Annotated in this window: 16 protein-coding genes; 4 read left to right on the top strand and 12 right to left on the bottom strand. The window is 39.5% G+C overall.

Going from position 1 to position 20,691, the window contains the following annotated elements; genetic code table 11:
- Positions 1–115 precede the first annotated feature (115 nt).
- From IAR63_RS08780 to IAR63_RS18420, 3 genes are all read right to left on the bottom strand, one after another.
- Positions 116–1,648 carry a carotenoid oxygenase family protein gene (locus tag IAR63_RS08780; RefSeq protein WP_187704989.1) on the bottom strand — a complete coding sequence of 511 codons (1,533 nt, stop codon included), beginning with the start codon at positions 1,646–1,648 and terminating at the stop codon, positions 116–118.
- A gap of 67 nt (positions 1,649–1,715) precedes the next feature.
- Entirely contained in the window at positions 1,716–3,071 is a 1,356-nt protein-coding gene (locus IAR63_RS08785) for a folate/biopterin family MFS transporter (RefSeq protein WP_187704990.1), read from the bottom strand.
- Positions 3,072–3,198: 127 nt separating this feature from the next.
- Positions 3,199–3,393 (bottom strand): hypothetical protein, encoded by a 195-nt coding sequence (locus tag IAR63_RS18420; protein WP_072149094.1) that lies wholly within the window; start codon positions 3,391–3,393, stop codon positions 3,199–3,201.
- Positions 3,394–3,862: 469 nt separating this feature from the next.
- On the opposite strand from IAR63_RS18420, the gene xth reads away from it, so the two are divergent.
- On the top strand, positions 3,863–4,645 hold the full coding sequence (gene xth / locus IAR63_RS08790; protein ID WP_115538112.1) for an exodeoxyribonuclease III: 783 nt from the start codon (positions 3,863–3,865) through the stop codon (positions 4,643–4,645).
- A gap of 5 nt (positions 4,646–4,650) precedes the next feature.
- Here xth and IAR63_RS08795 read toward each other — a convergent pair whose 3' ends face one another.
- Positions 4,651–6,234, bottom strand: a complete 1,584-nt coding sequence (locus tag IAR63_RS08795) for a hydantoinase B/oxoprolinase family protein (RefSeq protein ID WP_115538111.1) — start codon at positions 6,232–6,234, stop codon at positions 4,651–4,653.
- Positions 6,231–8,342: a hydantoinase/oxoprolinase family protein gene (locus tag IAR63_RS08800; protein WP_187704991.1), complete on the bottom strand. Its 2,112-nt coding sequence runs from the start codon at positions 8,340–8,342 to the stop codon at positions 6,231–6,233. The genes IAR63_RS08795 and IAR63_RS08800 overlap by 4 nt, the downstream gene beginning before the upstream one ends.
- A gap of 241 nt (positions 8,343–8,583) precedes the next feature.
- Here IAR63_RS08800 and IAR63_RS08805 point away from each other — a divergent pair, with 241 nt between their 5' ends.
- The gene (locus IAR63_RS08805; RefSeq protein ID WP_187704992.1) at positions 8,584–10,080 is read left to right on the top strand and encodes a beta-barrel domain-containing protein; all 1,497 of its coding nucleotides are present in this window, start codon (positions 8,584–8,586) and stop codon (positions 10,078–10,080) included.
- Between the two features lie 86 nt (positions 10,081–10,166).
- Here IAR63_RS08805 and ftsH2 read toward each other — a convergent pair whose 3' ends face one another.
- The gene (ftsH2, locus tag IAR63_RS08810; protein ID WP_187704993.1) at positions 10,167–12,053 is read right to left on the bottom strand and encodes an ATP-dependent zinc metalloprotease FtsH2; all 1,887 of its coding nucleotides are present in this window, start codon (positions 12,051–12,053) and stop codon (positions 10,167–10,169) included.
- 260 nt (positions 12,054–12,313) lie between these two features.
- Here ftsH2 and speA point away from each other — a divergent pair, with 260 nt between their 5' ends.
- Complete coding sequence (gene speA / locus IAR63_RS08815) at positions 12,314–14,329, top strand: biosynthetic arginine decarboxylase (RefSeq protein WP_006278638.1); 2,016 nt, start codon at positions 12,314–12,316, stop codon at positions 14,327–14,329.
- Positions 14,330–14,363: 34 nt separating this feature from the next.
- Here the strand turns inward: speA and IAR63_RS08820 are convergent, their stop codons facing one another.
- The 3 genes from IAR63_RS08820 to IAR63_RS08830 all read right to left on the bottom strand — a co-directional run bounded on the left by IAR63_RS08820 (position 14,364) and on the right by IAR63_RS08830 (position 17,593).
- The gene (locus tag IAR63_RS08820) at positions 14,364–15,533 is read right to left on the bottom strand and encodes a nucleotidyltransferase family protein (protein WP_187704994.1); all 1,170 of its coding nucleotides are present in this window, start codon (positions 15,531–15,533) and stop codon (positions 14,364–14,366) included.
- 183 nt (positions 15,534–15,716) lie between these two features.
- The gene (locus IAR63_RS08825; RefSeq protein ID WP_187704995.1) at positions 15,717–16,523 is read right to left on the bottom strand and encodes a segregation/condensation protein A; all 807 of its coding nucleotides are present in this window, start codon (positions 16,521–16,523) and stop codon (positions 15,717–15,719) included.
- Positions 16,524–16,552: 29 nt separating this feature from the next.
- Positions 16,553–17,593 (bottom strand): AI-2E family transporter, encoded by a 1,041-nt coding sequence (locus IAR63_RS08830; RefSeq protein WP_187704996.1) that lies wholly within the window; start codon positions 17,591–17,593, stop codon positions 16,553–16,555.
- Between the two features lie 23 nt (positions 17,594–17,616).
- Between IAR63_RS08830 and pdxH the strand changes: the two genes are divergently transcribed.
- Positions 17,617–18,261, top strand: a complete 645-nt coding sequence (gene pdxH, locus IAR63_RS08835; protein WP_187704997.1) for a pyridoxamine 5'-phosphate oxidase — start codon at positions 17,617–17,619, stop codon at positions 18,259–18,261.
- 25 nt (positions 18,262–18,286) lie between these two features.
- Here pdxH and IAR63_RS08840 read toward each other — a convergent pair whose 3' ends face one another.
- The 3 genes from IAR63_RS08840 to argB form a co-directional block, all read right to left on the bottom strand.
- Positions 18,287–19,090 carry a DUF3153 domain-containing protein gene (locus IAR63_RS08840; RefSeq protein ID WP_235678210.1) on the bottom strand — a complete coding sequence of 268 codons (804 nt, stop codon included), beginning with the start codon at positions 19,088–19,090 and terminating at the stop codon, positions 18,287–18,289.
- Between the two features lie 52 nt (positions 19,091–19,142).
- Complete coding sequence (locus IAR63_RS08845) at positions 19,143–19,658, bottom strand: outer membrane protein assembly factor BamD (RefSeq protein ID WP_187704998.1); 516 nt, start codon at positions 19,656–19,658, stop codon at positions 19,143–19,145.
- Positions 19,659–19,745: 87 nt separating this feature from the next.
- Positions 19,746–20,639: an acetylglutamate kinase gene (gene argB, locus IAR63_RS08850; protein ID WP_187707418.1), complete on the bottom strand. Its 894-nt coding sequence runs from the start codon at positions 20,637–20,639 to the stop codon at positions 19,746–19,748.
- Positions 20,640–20,691 lie beyond the last annotated feature (52 nt).

Genomic DNA, 20,691 nt, shown 5'->3' on the forward strand with positions numbered 1-20,691 from the left:
AAGACTTACTTGTCAATAGCAGCCACAAAATAACATAAAGACAACACTGGAATATTGAAGAACCGCATCACGGTTAAATATCAAGGCGAATAAATTCGCCGTTGGCACTTCCTGTCTAAAGCCAAGTGGCTTCCGTGCCTTTCGGCGATTTTCTTGTGATTATCGGTTCACATAACACATCCCTTGTGAAACTACCATGTAGTGCATGGGGAATATGATGCTTTAAATGTAATTTAGCTATTGTTCCCTTTTCTAGGTCATTAGCATCTAAAATTACTATGTATGAACGGTGATATTCTGCATTATAAACCAAGCCCACAATCCATCCTGCATCTTCTTGTTGACCATGGGGATGGGGAATAAAGATTGGCTCACCCATGAAACCCCTGGGTGCAGCACTCCAAATCTGTTGTTTCCCCAATTCTAAATCAATTTTTAAAATGGCTTGTAAAGGAGCATTTCCCCGGGGATTATGAGCGACACTCATGTATAAATAACGGTAGGGTCTGCCTACGTGATCCGGATGAATGGCAGGAAATTCACAGGCGCGATCATTTATTAATTTGGCTGTCACTTTTTCTTGCAGTAAATCTAGCTCAAATCTCCATAATTTTCCAGGGGCGATCGCATCAAAGTTTGTTTGTCGGTAATCTTGATTGCTGTCAATGTCTGTTAAGGCTAAGGAATCATAGCAGATAGAATCAACAATAATTTTATTGTCTATTTCAAAACCATTAGCATGGTGAAAAATAAACCCAGCTGTGGTTTCTAAAACCTTTACTCCCGAACATACCATGGGACTATGCTGACGGGGAATGAGAATAATTTTGGTAGGGAGATTTTTTTCTGGTTTAATACATTGTGCTGCACCAACCTTTCCTAAGGCAAAAGGAATGGGGTTAAAACTGAGGGGGTTTTGGAAGAATATACAGTAATTTTCGGTAATAACAAAATCATGAATGAAGCAAAAACCATCAATTCTATGATTTTGCTTACTTACCACTTCAGCATCTTGATTGAGTTCAAAAATTGTAATCTTTGTTTTTATTCCTGGTTCAATGGCAAAGTTAACTAGTTTGCCCTGGGGATCTACCCGGGGATGGGCACTGAAAGCTTCTCCCGATGATAAACCATGATTAAAATATTCTTTGCCCAAGGTTTCTAAGGTGTAAGGATTTAATGAATAAGGTTCCGCTGCTTCCCACAATGCCAGTAGTTTTTTACCCCAGTAAATAACATTTGTATTAGCAATATTCTTGGTTTTAAAGTCCAGTATATTAGCCAACCAACCACCAGGTTTTTGAGTCCCAAACACTCCACGATAAAGAATTCTACCCGCTTTCTTTTCTGCTAAATAACCCTCAGTCTGTACAAATCGGTTTCGGAAGTGGGCTCGACCTTCACTAAATATAATTTGACTAATCATCCCATCACCATCAAAGGGATGATGTATTCTTTGTCCGTTGATATCTAATAACCCAGGACCATTTCTAAAAACTGTGCCTTCCAGCTCCTTGGGTATTTCACCTTCTATATCGTCAATCCAATAGTCATACTCTTCTTTCAGGGACTCATATCCCTGTTGCCAATCTTCACGAGTATAGGATTTTTCTAAATTTTGCTGATTACGTAGATCTATAGATTGCATGTTTTTATTAATTGATATTAAGTTTCACCTACTATTGTAACACCGGTAGGACTAATTTGGGAAAAACCTATTTGGCAACTCCATATTCCATTTCCTCCTTACCGGGCAAAAGTTTGACAAATAACATTGGTAGTAGGGCAATCAAGTTAGTTATTACCAGTAGCAGCCACAAACTGTCAAAATTGCTCTCTGTTATTCCTAACCAGTACATAATTAAAGCTCCGGATTCTCTGGAAACTAATCCACCTAGGTTAAATACTGACATCAATACTGCAAAGAGTGTTGCTTCTATTCCCAGGGGACAAATTCTAGCTGCTAATATCATAGTAGGCATAAATGCAATTTGTCCCATGGCTGCAATAATTAAGCTATCTCCCAAACTAAACCATCTATCATTTATCCCTAAAGCTCTATTGGTATGTGTAATTAAAATTAACATAGTCATTCTTAATAATATAGATATAAGAATACTCCAGGTAAAAATATTTTGAAATGGAACGTTTTTAAGAAATCGCTGGAAAATCCAAATACCAACTAAAGAAGCTAAACTAGTAAACAAATGTATCCTACCTAAAAACTCGGGTTGGAAATGCAGCTCGTTGGTAAAGAAGTAGAAATAAGCTGATTCTCCACTGGGAGTACATTGCCAGATAAAAATAAATAGGGTTGGTAGTAAAACTGCCCTAGTGCGAAAAGCTTGTAGAAGTTGATTAGTCTGAGTTCTAATACTCACTGACTTACTACTATCTTGCTGTGAGTCTTCTTGATAAACCGATGTTTCGGCAATAAACCAGGCAACCACGGAGATAAGCAAGGGGAATAAAGCAGTAATTAAAAATACTGTCTTTGTGGTAAAATACTCTAATACTAGTCCGCTAAAATAAGCTGTTAAGAAACTGCCCAAGGCAGTGGCTCCCCAACACAGGGATTGGAGAGAACCAGCCTTGGCCTGAGATTCTAACCTGGCACGTTCAACAACCAAGGAATCAACTATCACATCGCTGACAGCAATAGCTAAAGAAGATAAGGTGACTGTTATTGTTGCTTTCCAGCTGCTATCTACTAATGTTGCCAAGGCTAACCAACTAGCAGCACCTAGAATCCCAGATAGGACTAGATAGGGACGACGACGGTAGCCAAATATGGGAAAAGTATCAGAAACAAAGCCAAATAATGGTTTAATCATCCAAGGTAGAGTAACTATACCTAGAATGGCTGAAACTTCTACCGGACTTAGCTGTAATTCATCCTTGAGGAAAAAACTCACTGAAAGACGAGACAATCCCAAGGCGCCCTGGACAAGATAGACTGCTAGAATAGCAATTAGTTCTGGCCCGGGTTTATGTCCTAAAAAAATCTTCTCGGTGATTGAATTATTAATTGATTCTTTAAGCTTGGAAAGGCCAGAAGAGTTAATCAGCATGTGATCAGATAGTGTTAAGTTTTGTAAAAATTTAGATCCATATTATATGATACCTTCTGTATCCCGATTTGCCTTTTTGGCAACAATATAGCCTTAGCCATCATATCTACAGGGTTTTAGCCAGCTATTACTCCAACGATGTAACAGTGGAGGATTTGATAGAGGTAGTGTGGGCATTTTCCAATTGACCTGATATGCGACTTATGGTTAGTAGCGGTACTTCTTGACGACAGGATGGGCAAAACCAGTACAGTTCGCTGTGACGAATATGCCGCAAAACGGACCCGCCACAGCAGGGGCATGTATTGGCTCTATTACTCATGTCAATATCCTCCTAAAATTTTTATGCTTAGAGAAAAACTTAGTCAAGTTAAATGGATCCTTTGTTAATTTAGTGTTCACTAACTTGCCCGAGCAATTAGTTGTTTAGTCACAACTGCTTTTGTATATAGTGGTAATTTGATTTGACATATCCTGTTAGCAGTTCCAACCTCACTTAGAGGAATTTTAAGAGGAAAGAAATTTCTACTGAGTTTTTTTCAATTTAAATTAACTTTTCTAATTTCCACAAACAAGTTGGGTTGAAATAACAGTATATAGACAATAAATATAACCATTGTTATTATAGACTAGTATATAGTCGTTTCATCTGTCTTGGGGATCATAAGTGTAGGAGTATATTTGTTGCAATTGACAATTTTCAGATTTTGTAACTCCCCATACTATAATAATTAAATTAATATTCAATATTCTCAAATTCTCTGTTTGTATAACTATTGCTAAATCTGCTCATGAAAATTGCCACTTGGAATGTCAATTCAATTCGTACTCGTCTAGGACAGGTTATTAGCTGGTTAGGGGAAAATAACGTTGATGTTCTGTGTCTACAGGAAACCAAAGTCATAGACACGGATTTTCCCCTAACTGTATTTCATGACATGGGCTATAACACTTATATTTATGGACAGAAGGCTTACAATGGTGTAGCATTAATTAGTCGCCAGCCAATGAAAAGTGTAAGTACAGGGTTTTGTCAAGTCCTGGAAAATCTGGAACCTAAGTGGGATGACCAGAAAAGAGTGATCACGGGTATTGTAGATGAAGTAAGGATTATTAATCTGTATGTTCCTAATGGTTCAGCAGTGGGAAGTGAGAAATATCAATATAAATTGCAGTGGTTAGCAGTATTAAAAACATACCTGGAGGTTTTGCTGAAGTGTAATTCTGATATTATTATGTGTGGTGATTTTAACATTGCACTAGAAGATATAGACATTTATAAACAGGTAGATACAGAAAATCAGATTATGGCATCCTTACCAGAGAGACAAGCTTTAAGAGAGATTTTGAAACTGGGTTTTGGGGATGGGTTTCGCAAGTTTAATTCCCAGGGGGGTAATTATAGTTGGTGGGACTATCGTACTGGAGCTTTTAAAAGAAACTCAGGATGGAGAATAGACCATCACTACTTAACAGATGTACTTTATAAACAAGCTAAAAGTTGCTTTATTGATATTAGTCCTAGAAAGCTAGAACAGCCTAGTGATCATGCACCCGTGATAGTGGAAGTTTAGTGGGTTTATTGCTCCTGAAATCCACCACCACCAGGAGTTTCTATGACAAAAATATCTCCTGGTTGCATTTCTGCGGTAGCAGTGCTATCTAAAACCTCTTGGATGCCATTTTCACGTTGTATCCAGTTGTTTCCCACCTTTCCTGGTGCTCCACCATTTAATCCAAAGGGGGGGACTAAACGATGACCAGAAAGAATATTTGCCGTCATGGATTCCAGAAATTTGATTTTTCTGACCACCCCATTACCCCCGGAATATTTTCCTTTACCCCCACTATTCTCACGGATAGTAAAACTTTCCACTATTACCGGATAACGGGTTTCTAGCACTTCTGGATCGGTAAGTAGGGAATTAGTCATGTGAGTGTGAACTGCATCTGTGCCATCAAAGTCCATACCTGCTCCGGAACCACCGCAAATAGTTTCATAATATTGATATTTTTCATTGCCAAAAGTGAAATTATTCATAGTTCCTTGGGAAGCAGCCATTACACCTAGGGCACCATATAAAGCATCAACAATAGTTTGTGATGTTTCCACATTTCCTGCTACTACTGCTGCGGGATAGGTGGGATTTAGCATACAACCTTGAGGAATAATAATTTCTAAAGGTTTGAGACAGCCAGCATTAAGAGGAATATTGTCATCTACCAGAGTTCTAAAGACATATAATACTGCTGCTTGGGTTACAGCTTTAGGTGCATTAAAATTACTCTTTAATTGTGGTGATGTGCCCGTAAAATCAATTTTAGCTGTGCGATTTTCCCGATTAATAGTGACTTGAACTTGAATTTTTGCCCCACTATCCATGACATATGTAAAGGATCCATTTTTTAAAACATTGATAGTTCTTCTTACTGATTCTTCCGCATTATCTTGTACAAACTGCATATAAACTTTTACAGTTTCCAGCCCATAGTGATCAACCATTTTTATTAATTCTTGGCTTCCCCTGGCGTTAGCGGCAATTTGAGCTTTAAAATCTGCTATATTTTGCTCAGGATTGCGACTGGGATAGGGATGATTTAACAGATAATTTCTCACAGAGGTTTCTTGTAGCTCTCCTTCCTGAACCAGGAGAAAATTATCAAAAATAATCCCTTCTTGGGTAATATCCGTACTATGGGGAGGCATGGATCCGGGGGTAATACCACCGATATCTGATTGGTGTCCTCGGGATGCAACAAAAAATAGGGGAGAGTCTTGCCCAGTTTTTAAAAACATATTTGAAAATGGGGGTAAAAATATGGGCGTGATAGCAGTAACATCAGGTAAATGGGTTCCCCCATTGTAGGGATTATTGGATAGATAAACATTGCCTGGTTTAATTGTAGTTCCCAAATCATTAATTAAACAGCGCACGCTTTCACTCATGGAACCTAAATGCACAGGAATATGAGGAGCGTTAGCAACTAATAAACCAGAACTGTCAAAAATAGCGCAGGAAAAATCCAGACGTTCCTTAATATTAACTGATACAGCTGTGTTTTGCAGCACTATTCCCATTTGTTCGGCAATGAATTGATAGAGATTTTTAAAAATTTCTAAGCGAACTGGATCTGGCTGAATATGATCATATAGTTTTTTCATCTTTCTGCTCTTTCCAAGATTAAATGATTACGTTCAGTTAATTTTACTTGCCAATTGGGTTCAACCACAATGGTGCTGATTTTCTCCACAATAATAGCAGTACCTGGGATAATATCTCCCGGTTGTAAATCTTCTCTTCTATAAACTGGAGTATGCCACCATCTATTGGCGGTAAATAGCTCAACTACTTCTAAAGGTTGGGGAATTTGCCCCTGGGGAAGTTGACGGGAAATGATGGGTTCTTCTGGTGTGTCCATCTGTTGAATCACCTCGACAAAAATAGATTCCACAATTAAGGTTTTTTCTGGCTGAATAAACCCATATCTTGATTTGTGTTCCCTGGCAAATTGCTGCTGTATTAATTCTATATCGTTTCTAAAATCGACGGATAAGGTAGAATTAGTTCCCTCATACTTGAGGTTAAGGTTTTTAATCACCCTGACTGACAAATGATTTACCTGATGTTCTGCTGGATTTAATTCTTGATTGGCGGAAATTTCTAAACGGGTAACTAATTCCTGTAATTGGGGAATTAAGGACTGACTCAAGGGTTTTTCTACTCCGGTGACTCTGGTAGCTCTCACATCAGCTAAACCCATTCCATAAGCTGACAATACACCAGCAAAGGGATGCAAAAATATCTTTTTCATTCCTAAAGTATCCGCAATTAAACAAGCTACCTGTCCACCTGCACCTCCAAAACAACATAATACATATTCGCTAATATCATAACCCCGTTGTAGACTAATTTTTTTAATGGCATTAGCCATATTTTCCACAGCAATAGCAATAAATCCTGATGCTACCTGTGGAGGAGAAAAGGATTTTCCTGTAGTTAATGTCATATTCTGGGTCAAGTTTGTAAACTTCTCCAGCACTATTTCCCTATCCAAAGGTAATTGACCATCATTTCCAAAAACTGCTGGAAAGTATTGGGGTTGAATCTTCCCCAACATAATATTAGCGTCTGTGACTGTTAATGGTCCCCCCCGTCTGTAGGATGCAGGTCCGGGATTTGAACCTGCAGATTCTGGACCTACACGATAGGTGGATCCATCAAAAGATAAAATTGAACCTCCACCTGCAGCAATGGTATTAATCGCTAGGACGGGAACTCGCATCCGCGCACCTGCTATTTCCGAATCTAATTGTCTTTCATATTCCCCTTTAAAATGGGCCACATCTGTGCTTGTTCCTCCCATATCAAAGGTGATAATTAAATTAAATCCTGCTCTTTTACTAGTTTGTACTGCACCAACAATACCACCAGCAGGCCCACTTAAAATGCTATCTTTACCTTGAAATTTCTCTGCATCAGTTAACCCACCGTCAGATTTCATAAACATTAATTTGACCTCAGGAACCTGACTGGAAACCTGATTGACATAACGACGTAATATGGGTGTTAAATAAGCATCCACAACTGTTGTATCTCCCCGACTCACAAGTTTCATTAGGGGACTAACTTGATGGGAAATAGAAATTTGGGTAAATCCAATTTCTTCAGCAATTTTGCCTATTTCTTGTTCATGTGTGGGATAGCGATCGCCATGCATGAGAACAATGGCGCAACTGTCAATTCCTGTTTGATGAATTGTTTGTAGGTCGCATTTAATTTTCTGATAATTTACGGGAAATAACTCGTTACCATGAGCATCATATCTAGCATCTACTTCAATTACTGCTTCATACAGCATGGTAGGTAAAATTATCTGTCGGGCGAAAATGTTAGGACGGTTTTGATAACCAATTCTTAAAGCATCTTTAAAGCCTTTATTAATAACTAAAACAACCCGGTCTCCATGTCTTTCTAGCAGTGCATTTGTTGCTACTGTTGTTCCCATTTTAATCACTTCTATAGTTTGACCAGGAATACTCTGTTGGGGGGGAATTCCCATAATATCACGAAGTCCTTGAATTACCGCATCTGTATACTGATCGGGATTCTCTGACAATAATTTATAAACTATTACCCATTGTTGATCGGGTAAGGGAACAATTAAAAATCTCTGGGGGTAGTTTAATAATCTATTGATTATGTCCTGATTATCTGTTAACGCTACAATATCTGTAAATGTTCCACCTCTGTCTGCAAAGAATTTTAACACAGTTTATTTCCTCATTTTCCTAGCTAGATAATAGCATGACCCGGGAGTCAACCACCCAGCCATGAATTTTAACGATTAACCTATTTTATTTGAATGGAAAAATTCATTGGCAAGTTGTTGTTCAGACTACACCATTTTATCATTACTTGTATTAGCATCGAATATGTTAACAATTGACGATTTTTGTTAATCAACCAACTGTTTTTAAAAACTATAGTCCTATCTCTCCCTTTTGGTATATATGAAATATTCCCCATGGGCCAATGCGGTTCAAGTTCGTCAAACTAAGGAAAACTTTGCCAAACCAGAGGAAAAATTATCTTATGAATTGGGTAAAGCAGTACAAGAACTCCCTCCTATTTATACCCGACTATTAGCTGGAACTATTAGTGCAATTGTATTTAGCAGTATTTTATGGGCTCACCTTTCTCAAGTTGATGAAGTCGCAACTGCAACGGGTGAGTTAATCGCTTCTACTCAAATTAGACCGGTCACATCCCTGGGTAATGGTTCTATTTTAGCAGTAAAGGTCAAGGAAGGAGATCGGGTTACTAAAGATCAAGTGTTAATTGAAAGGAATCCTGATTTTCAACAAACTGATATTAACCGTTTAACAAAGGCCAGTAAATTAATTGAGGAAGATTTACAACGTTTAGACACTGAAAGAACTGGAGCAAAAACTAGGGGAACCAAATTACAAGACGAGTTGTTAAATTCTCGGTTATTAGACTACAAGGCTAAACAAATGGCTGCAGAAGCAGAAGCAAAGCGACAGCTTGCCAATATTCAGCAAGCAAAAATCAGATTGAGTCGCTTGCAAGAAAATCTAGCTAACAGTAAACCTAGTGTAGTTAATTCCCAAAACAATTTAGTCAACGCAGAAAATATTCGTAATCAAATACAAAGCAATTTGAAAATTGCCACCACTAGAGAAGAAAATCTCAGGACTCTACTCACTCCTGGTGCAGTTCCTAGGGTTGACTATCTGGAAGCTCTGGAGAGGGTAAATAGGGCAAATACGGATATTATCAGAGCTGTTAATGAGGTAAATAATGCTAAAAACAGACTACTGGAAGCCCAGGATAGGGTGACCTCTTTAGAAAAAGATATTGCTGCTCAAAAACAAGAAATTAATCAAGCACAACAGACCTATCAATCAGCTAAAAGTCAAAGTCTAATATTAGCATCAGAGAGACAAAGCGAAATTTTAACCCAGATAAATAAACGTAAAGAAGAACTGACCAATATTGTTGGACAATTAGACCAGGCAAAAAAACAAAGGGAGAAAGAAATAATTAAGGCCCCAGTATCGGGAATAATTTATAAAATCAAAGCCACCAAAGGTCCAGTTCAATCCGGTGAAGAATTACTCTCCATTTTACCTGAAGGAGAAGATATTCTACTAGAGGTAAAAGTTCTCAATCGTGATATTGGTTTTATTCGTCAAGGTATGACAGCAAAGGTGAAGTTGGCAACTTTCCCTTTTCAAGAATTCGGTGTGGTGGATGCTGAGGTTTTACAAATTAGTCCTAATGCGGTGGTTGATGAAAAATTAGGTTTGGTTTTTCCCACTAGGATTAGGTTAAATAAGCATTCAATTACTATGGATGGTCAGGAGGTGGAGTTTACTCCAGGGATGATGGCAAATGCGGAAATAGTGACTCGCAAAAAATCAATTCTGACTTTTATTGTGGAACCAATTACTAGAAGGTTCAATGAGGCTTTTTCCGTCAGGTAAGTTGGGATTGAATCTGAGTTATTAAACTCAACCCAGGAAAATCTTAGGATGGGTTACATCCACCCATCCTACAAATAATTCCCTACTTATAGCTGGGGAACAAACTGGGTTTTATCGGGAACAACAGTATACTCAGCTACGATTTGCTGGAACTCATTACCGTCTATGGTCTCTTTTTCAATCAAAAGATCTACTAGACGATCAGTAAGAGTACGATTTTGCTTCATGATGTTTTTTGCCAAATCATAACACTCTTCTACAATTGTTCTCACTTGTGTGTCAATACGAGCGGCAATAGATTCGGAATACTCGGATCTGGTTGTCCAATCACGTCCTAAAAAGACTTCGCCTTGTTGACTTTCTAGGGATAGGGGACCAAGTTCGGACATACCAAAACGTGTTACCATTTGGCGTGCCATACCGGTTACCTGTTGTAAATCATTTCCTGCACCGGTAGTAACTTCTGCTGCACCAAAAATTACATCCTCAGCTGCACGCCCTCCTAAAGCACCTGTAATTCTCGCCTTGAGTTGAGAACGGGTAATTAATCCTTGTTCTTCATTAGGCATAAACCAGGTTAAACCCTGTGCTTGTCCTCTGGGAATTAGGGTGACTTTTTGGACTGGATCATGATCTTTTAACAAAGTACCTATTAAGGCATGTCCTATTTCATGGTAGGCAATTAATCGCTTACTCTTGCTGTCTACTAAAGGAGTGCCTTCCATCCCTGCTACTACCCGGTCAACCGCATCATCAATTTCTAATAGGGTAATTGCTTCTTTGCGTCTTCTGGCGGTCAAAATGGCCGCTTCATTCAATAAGTTGGCTAGGTCAGCACCGCTAAATCCAGGAGTTCGACGGGCAATTGCCTCTAAGGACACGCTTTGATCTAGTTTCTTGTTGCGGGCATGAACCTCTAAGATTTCTAACCGTCCCTTAATATCAGGTGTATCTACGGTCACCTGTCTGTCAAAACGTCCAGGACGTAAAAGAGCTGAGTCAAGGACATCAGGACGGTTGGTAGCAGCAATAATAATGATGCCAGTGTTACCTTCAAAACCATCCATTTCCGTTAACAATTGGTTCAGGGTCTGCTCCCGCTCATCATTTCCACCACCTATACCCGCACCCCGTTGACGACCTACAGCATCAATTTCATCTATAAAGATAATACAAGGGGCGTTATCTTTGGCTTTTTTAAACAGGTCACGAACTCGGGAAGCTCCCACACCCACAAACATTTCTACGAATTCCGAACCGGATATAGAAAAGAATGGTACGCCTGCTTCACCAGCAATTGCTTTTGCTAATAGGGTTTTACCTGTTCCCGGTGGTCCTACTAGCAACACACCTTTGGGAATTTTTGCCCCTACTGCAGTAAATTTCTCTGGTTGCTTTAAGAAGGTAACAACTTCTTGTAATTCCTCTTTAGCTTCTTCAATACCAGCTACGTCGTCAAATTTTACTCCGGTTTTAGCCTCCATTTGGAAGCGAGCACGAGATTTACCAAAACTCATGGCTTGACCAGGTCCCCCAGGAAGGTTGTTAGAACGACGGAACAAAAAGAATAAACCACCAATCAATAAAACGGGGAAGACTAAATTGCCCAATAGACCCCAGATGGCACCGTCGTTACGAACTGGGTGAGCATCAAAACTGACTTGGTGTTCTTTTAGTTTGTTTATTAACTCGGGCGCATTTAAGGGTAGATCTACACGCCAACGTTGAACATGGTTCTCAATATCTTGATCCAGGGCTTCAATAATAGCTGTTCTACCCCCTTCGTATAGGTCCACACTAGTTACACGATCAGCATCCAGGTATTCCAAAAATCGTCCGTAGGTCATTCTGGTATTGGCAGCGTTTTTGCTTTGATCCCCTGGGGATCCAGCAAATGTACCTTGCCAGAGAAAAAAGCCTATTACTAGGGCCAGAACTGACCAAAGTGCTACAACTCTCCAGGAAAATTTCATCTGTTAATTCGCCTCTAGTACTAATATGACTAATTTTGTAACGGATGCTTATAAATCCATTTTGTAATTTGACATGGCAACACAGTTTGCCTAAGCTAGATCTGGGAGGTTTTCCCGCAATCTTAATTAAATTTAACATATTTCTCATACTATTATCAAACGAAAATTGAAAATCCTAGGAATGTGGATTAATTACAGCTGGGGATTTAATTTGTTAAATTATTACTCTGTGGGTAAACACAACATAAGGTGAGGAAGAAATGGGTGTCGAGTCAATTACCGATGAAATCGTCAAAGTTCATACTAATGGACATAAATCAGAATTGAAAAACCAAAAACATAAAAAACTACTACCCCCCAGCACTAAATCGGGTGATTTATCCCGCAGTTGGAAAATAGAGGATAGTGAAGATCTATATCGCATTGAAGGTTGGGGTAGACCTTATTTTTCCATTAATGCAGCAGGACATGTGACAGTCTCTCCCAAGGGAGATCGGGGGGGATCTCTGGACTTATTTGAGTTGGTCAATGCTTTAAAACAACGAAATCTAGGACTACCTTTGTTAATTCGTTTCTCTGATATTTTGGAGGATCGTATAGAGCGCTTAAACTCTTGCTTTGCTAAGGCGATCGCTCGCTATAATTATTCTGGAGTGTATAGGGGAGTTTTTCCAGTCAAATGCAACCAAGAACGGCACTTAATTGAAGATTTGGTGCGTTTTGGCAAGCCTCATCAGTTTGGACTGGAAGCAGGTTCTAAGCCAGAATTAATGATTGCTCTGGCTTTATTAGACACACCAGGAGCTTTATTAGTTTGTAATGGCTATAAAGACCGAGAATATATTGAAACAGCAATGTTGGCTCAAAAACTAGGACAAACTCCAATTATTGTCCTGGAACAAATTGAAGAGGTCGATTTAGCGATCGCAGCTAGTGCTCAGTTAGGGATTAAACCCATTTTGGGAGTACGGGCAAAATTAAGCACTCAAGGTATGGGTAGATGGGGAACTTCTACGGGAGACCGTGCTAAATTTGGCTTGACTATTCCAGAAATCATGGAAGCTGTGGATAGGTTAAGATCAGCCAATTTACTGGATTGTTTACAACTACTTCACTTTCATATTGGCTCACAAATTTCCGCGATTAATGTGATTAAAGATGCCATTCAAGAAGCTAGTCGTATCTATGTGGAACTGGCAATGTTAGGTGCTGACATGAAGTTCTTGGATGTGGGTGGTGGTTTAGGAGTAGATTATGATGGTTCCCAAACCAATTTCTATGCCTCTAAAAACTACAATATGCAAAACTATGCCAATGATATTGTAGCGGAGTTGAAAGATACATGCTCGGAAAGTAAAATTCCCGTACCTACCCTAATTAGTGAAAGTGGAAGAGCGATCGCATCACACCAGTCCGTGCTTATCTTTGATGTTTTAAGTACCAGTGATGTTCCACTGAATCCACCGGAGGAGCTCCAGGAAGGAGAATCCCCAATTATCAAATATTTGTGGGAGACATATCAGTGTATCAACAAAGAGAACTATCAGGAGTTCTATCATGACGCTGCCCAGTTCAAGGAAGAAGCGATTAGTCGATTTAACTTAGGCATATTACGTCTACAGGAGCGAGCCAAGGCTGAGCGTTTATACTGGGCTTGTTGTCAAAAAATCCTGGAAATTACTAGGCAACAAGAATATGTACCAGATGAATTGGAAGATCTGGAAAAAATCATGGCTTCTATCTACTACATTAATCTTTCCGTATTTCAATCAGCACCGGACTGTTGGGCCATAGACCAATTATTTCCCATCATGCCCATCCACCGTTTAGATGAAGAACCGACTCAAAGGGGTATTTTAGCAGATCTAACTTGTGATAGCGATGGCAAAATCGACCGATTTATCGATCTAAGAGATGTTAAATCGGTTTTAGAGCTGCATAAATTCAACCCTGATAAACCCTATTATTTAGGGATGTTCCTCAACGGTGCTTACCAAGAAATCATGGGCAACCTACATAACTTGTTTGGTGATACCAATGCTGTTCACATTCAACTTACGCCCAAAGGTTACCAAATTGAGCACGTTGTCAAAGGGGATACCATGAGCGAAGTAGTCAGTTATGTCCAGTATGATTCAGAAGACATGGTAGAAAATATTCGCCAGCGTTGTGAACAAGCTCTATTAGAAGACCGTATCACCTTATCCGAATCCCAAAGATTGCTGCAAACCTATGAACAAAGTCTGAGAAGATATACGTATCTAAATAACAGTTAATCAAAGTTATCAATCCCCATTCCCCTACCATTTCCTAAACTGTAATTGCTCCTAACAACTCGGCGATCGCTTGGTGTTCTGGAGGAATTTCGGCGGGTGGGATTTGACGTGCATCAGTAATTAGCCAATCTAAAGCTGCTGCTTGTACGTCAATAGCAGCGCCCATTTTATCTACACAATACCGTCCAAATACCAACTTATCTACCAAGCGAACTCCTGGACCTAAGCGAGACCATTCAAAAATCACACTATTATCCACAGTCGCACCTCCACAAATCCAGCAATTTGGTCCAATCATGGATGGTCCGACAATTTTGGCCCCATCCTCAATTCGAGTCATAGCACCAATGTAAACAGGTCCAGTAATATCTACCCGATCCCAATTTACGGCTACATTTAAACCAGTATATATATTTGGAGCAACTTCATAACCGGGTATTTGTACATTTTTAATCTCTCCCAGTAAAACACCGCGAATTGCCCGCCAATAATCAGGTACTTTACCAATATCTACCCATTCAAAATCCATGGGGATAGCATAAAAGGGAGCATTAATTTCCACCAGGTGGGGGAACAACTGACTACCAATGTCATATTCAACACCGGATGGGATATACTTAAACACTTCTGGCTCAAAGATATAAATACCGGTGTTAATATTGGTGCTGAGAGCTTCTTCAACGGATGGTTTTTCCTGAAAAGCTCGCACTCGGTTATCATGATCTGTGACAACCACACCATAACTAGAAACTTCCTCTTGGGGGACAGACTTGGTAATAATAGTAGCCATTGCACCCTTAGACCTGTGCCACTTAACTGCTGCGGTGAGGTCTAAATCAATTAAAGCATCACCACACAAAACTACAAATGTTTCATCAAAAAAAGGTGAGAAATCTTGGATACGACGCATTCCCCCAGCTGAACCGATAGCTTCCCCCACTAATTTCCCTTGATCGTCTATTTTACCCTCAAAAGAATAACCAATCTGCACTCCGAACCTTTGACCATCACGGAAATAATTTTCTATCTCCTCAGCTAAATGGCTCACATTAACCATGATCTGGTCAAACCCATGTTTACGCAATAACTCTAGCAAAAACTCCATTACTGGCTTTTGCAGAATGGGAATCATTGGTTTAGGAATGGTATATGTAATAGGGCGTACACGAGTGCCTTTACCCGCTGCTAGAATCATTGCTTTCATAAAATGTTACTCCTGTTCCTCAACCACAAGCCAGTTTATTATCATTAAAATACCCAATTATAGTTTGATTATCCAATACTTTTTGACAACCACGGATTTTTAGTTATAGCTGGCCCACCAACCAATAATTTACCATTACCATATATTTATCAAATTTGATCTAAGAATTTAGGGTACTAGCAACTACTTCTGTCTTAATAACCGCACTTTGACTTCTTGATAAAATTCTTCCTGGAATAGCTCTACTTTAGACTGGGCACAAAGGAGCAATAGTGCCCAAAACACACTGACTAGGTTACCATGCTCGGAATTGTGCTCACTGCTAGATTTTTTGTCCACCTGATTTGCTTGTTGTGTACCACTCCACAACTCTACCAGTTCTTCTAATCCCCAGGATGGTTCTGATGAATTTTCTTCTTTTGCTGCTAGAAGCAACACCTGTTCCACCTCCACAGCAACCTGGGTGAGATTTTCCTGGTGGGCTAATTCTAAGGCCGCTTTCATGGTTTTCATAGTTGGCTGACGCCTAGGTCGCTCCGATTTGTTTGGCTTTTCTACCTCCTTTAGCTGACTAGCCATAATCTGTAACTGCTCGATTAATTCTACCAGAGTAACGCGACGCTTAGGTGGGGGCATGGCAGCGGTCCGCCTTCTTAATTGCCTCTCTAACTGCAACCTCTCTATACTATGTGACTCTGTATTGTTATCATCTGTAACTACATCTTCAAAACTATTATCTATTGCACTATCTATTCTTGATAAATCCATTAAAGTATTTGCTTTAAACAGAACAAGCATAGATGCGGATAGAAAAGCCTGACCGGACTGGTGCAAATCTGATTCATAACCTTGGGTGGTACTTTGGGGTGACATGAATTCTAAATACCGGTCAATTACCTCCACTACCTCCACATCCCAGGGATCTATCTCTCCCCTTTTGGCCTGTTCAATCAGGTTGTTAATTGTTGCTAACAGATCTTTGGCATCCATGGGAATGTATAATTAAAAACCAATTTATTCTAAGTTATTCCGTTGTTTCTAATCGCGTCAATTGTACTCTTGATAGTACCCGCAATCGGTACTGCTACTAAAGTCCCCAGCAAACCCCCAATTTCAAATCCCATCAAAATGGCAATGAAAATCCATAGAGGATTGAGTCCGGTAAAATTACCAAGTAATTTGGGTGCTAGGATATTATCTCTGATCTGTTGTATGATGATTGCCACCATTGCTACTGGAAATGCTAACCACCAAGTCTGTAGGGATACTAGTAAGGTCACGAACCCTATACCTAAAGTAGCACCAATCACAGGAACTAGCTCGGAAATCCCTATAATAATTGCAAATAATAGGGCAAAGGGAACTCTTAAAAATAAAAAAATTGGTGTTAAAGCGATTACCATGAATAATGCTAACAACAGTTGACTCAAAAAAAAGTTATGAAAATTCAATTGTAAGGATTTACTCAAGGGTAATCCAATATAGGATGGTAGTTGATTAATTAACCCAGACCACAAGCGATCGCCATATATCAGCATATAGAATGCCAATACGACGACTAGGACTATATTTAACAGTCCGGACAATAAAGTTCCAGCAAAACCCACTGCACCGGAGGCAATTTGTTGTAGAATGTTTTGCACGCTGGCATTGATTTGACTGCTAACCACACTAAAATCAATATGCAAACGCTTTTGACGAGCTAAAACCTGTAACCTACTTAAATTTTCTTGACTGGAAGTCACCCAATCGGGGATATTCTTGAGGAGCTGGGTTGTTTGTTCAACTAGCATGGGGACTAGGGTAAAACCTAGAATCACCAATAGGGTTAAAGTGATCACTAAAACTATTATTACTGAGTAAGTTCTAGTAATCCTGGCCTTTTCTAGTAACTGCACAGGGTAATTGAGCAAAAAAGCTAAAATAGCTGCGATGCTGAGGATAGTGATTGGGTGCTGGAAGTAATGGAACAACAAAGAGAGTAACCAAACATTCACAGCGATAAGTGGACAAGCCAGTCCGTATGTTAATATAGTCTGCAGGGAAGCTGAAAGTCGCATGTTTAGTAATCAGGAACACAAAAATGGATAGAACTATAGCCGATCTTCGACAGGACTACTCTTTACAAGAACTAGACGAGAAAAGTATTAATGGTAATCCCCTTGTACAATTTAGAATGTGGTTTGATCAAGCTATAGCAGCGGAATTACCCGAACCTAATGCCATGACCCTGGCAACTTGCAGCTCTGACGGCAAACCTTCAGCCAGAATGGTCTTATTAAAAGACTTTGACGAGAGAGGTTTTGTGTTGTTTACTAATTATAATAGTCATAAAGGACAAGAATTAACGATAAATCCCCATGCAGCATTAGTTTTTTGGTGGGCACAATTGGAGCGTCAGGTGAGAATCGTGGGTGGGGTAGAAAAAATTTCCCCCCAGGAGTCTGATGGGTATTTTGAAGTGCGTCCCCATAGCAGTCGTTTAGGTGCTTGGGCTTCCAATCAAAGTGAAGTCATTCCCCATCGGGAGTTTTTGCAATCAAAACTGTTAGAACTTGAGCAAAAATATGAAAATCAATTAATACCCAGACCTCCTCACTGGGGAGGGTTTCGGGTGATTCCCCAGCAAATTGAATTTTGGCAGGGGCGCTCTAGTCGTTTACACGATAGATTACTGTATACCCGGTTGCATAATCATGATTGGAAAATAGAGCGGTTGTCGCCTTAAATATGTTTAAATATATTATTGATTATCAGCCTTGCTTGGGTGTGTTTGACCTGGAGTATTTCAAGTAGTAACCATACCAAACTAAAATAATAATCATCAAAGTTCCAATACTAAGCATATTGGGGAGCCAAAACACTACATTTATTTGATTTAACTCTCCCAGTTGCATTTGCCATGTTATTTGTCGGTTATTTGTTTCTGGTGGGAGAGGTTTTGCCGTGGAATTAATATTCTTGATTCCCCAGGGTGTTTTTAGGGTAAAGTCTATGTTGAAGAGGGAAATTTGAGTTGTATTTGAACTGTTTTGCTGGGCGACCACTCCTGCTAAAGAGCGCAGATCCAATTGATAAATTAAATTATTTCTGGATAGGAACAAAAAGTTATTTTCTTTTAGAGTTATGTTGGAAGTAATATTGATTGGTTCATGGAGAGAGGTTTGTAGGGAGCGTGGGTAAAAATTGGCTAATTTCTCCTCTAGTTCTTGACCATGAGTAAAAGGTATTTTCACCATCAGTTCACCAGGAGAAATATATTTGGTGGAACCCCCTATGTTGCTAACGCGACGAGATAAAACATTAAACCACTCCTGTAAATAATCACTGCTGAAACTGGTCAAGTTTTCAGCAATCCGAATGTGTTGTACCCATTCAGCATTATTACTGTCATGGAAATTAATACCCAGATTGTATTCTACACAACCGGATAAGATTAAGGACATAAAGATGATTAAAATCATCATCACCTTTTTGGAGTTTTTTGCCAGCTTTATTAAGCTTCTGCTATGGATACTGTTTTTAAAAACCAACCTTGTGGTTTTGTATGTGGCCATATATTTTCTCCTTTAGAACAAGGTAAACTCCATCTAACTGCTAACAACCCATTCAGAAACTCAACCAAACTAAATAGGAAATAGTACAAGCAGCAATAATTAAAGCCACCCAAATAAAAAGATTATCCTGTGTGTTTACCTGACTAAGATCCACATATTCTGAATCCGGGGACTTCTTGGGCAAAGTTGATTTTTGCGGAGCAATTAGGGTTTTGGTTTGACGCTCAGAAATTGTAGCAAAATCAGGTATCTCTGTCATCCATTCTTTTGGTCGTTTAAGTTTGGGAGCTTTTAATATGTAGACTAAGCGCTTAGCCTGGGATTTAACTTCATAATGGGGATGATGGGAAAGTTGTTGACAAAGGGCGATCGCCTCTTGGGATCTTCCCGTAGCTTCATAAGCGTTAACTAACCAGATATTTACTTCTCCAGCAAAGCGAGAATTTTGCGACAGTAGACTAGTAGCTTTTTCCAAGTTATCTACAGATTGTTGATATTCACCGTTCTCAAAGGCAATTTTGCCCTGGGAGTAGAGATTTTTCGCAGTTTCTAGGTTTTCTGTGCCCATTGGTGATTAGTTCATTGATAGTTACTTAGGGCTTAAATTTCTCCTCCAGCTCATCGAGAAACTTTTGGATACAAGCCCTATTAGTGTTTACTGAAACTGAGATCCTAAGATCATAGTTCCAATCCCCACATCCGTGAATATTTCTAACAATAGAGCATGGGGAATACGACCATCAATTATATGGGCGGCCTTTACCCCCTGAGCAAGAGAGCGCACACAACAGTTAACCTTAGGGATCATACCCCCACTCACTATACCATCATTAATCAATTCTCTTGCTTCTCTAATATCCACTTTAGGAATCAAAGTAGATGGATCCTTGTAGTTTGTTAAAATCCCCCTAGTATCCGTTAATAAAATTAACTTTTCCGCTCCTAAAGCAGCTGCTATTTCTCCTGCTACCGTATCAGCGTTAATGTTATAAGCCTGTCCGCTATCGTCAGCTGCTACGCTAGAAACTACTGGAATATAACCACTTTTAGAAAGGGTTTCTAGAACCTTGATATTAACACTGCTGACTTCCCCCACAAAACCAATACTTTCATCTCCCTGGGGACGAGCAGTAATCAAGTTACCATCTTTACCACAAAGTCCCACTGCCATACCACCAGATTGGTTAATCAGAGAGACTATTTCTTTATTGACTCTACCTACCAGCACCATTTCTACCACATCCATGGTTGGTGCATCGGTTACTCGCAGGCCATTTTTAAATTGTGGTTCGATCCCTAGTTTATCCAACCAGCTATTAATCTCAGGACCACCACCATGAACCAAAATTGGTCTTAGACCGACACAAGATAAAAATACAATGTCACGAATAACTTTGTCTTTAAGACTACTGTCTTTCATTGCCGCACCTCCGTATTTGACTACTACGGTACGACCTGAAAACTGTTGGATATATGGTAGAGCTTCGCTGAGAATCTTAACGCGGGTGGCTTCTGCTTGCCTGATATACTCAATATCGTTAACCATTATGTAAATATTCCAAGTTTGATGCTGAATTTGCTATGAAACTAAATATAGCTTT

The sequence above is a fragment of the Cylindrospermopsis curvispora GIHE-G1 genome, from assembly GCF_014489415.1.
Classification (GTDB): domain Bacteria; phylum Cyanobacteriota; class Cyanobacteriia; order Cyanobacteriales; family Nostocaceae; genus Raphidiopsis; species Raphidiopsis curvispora_A.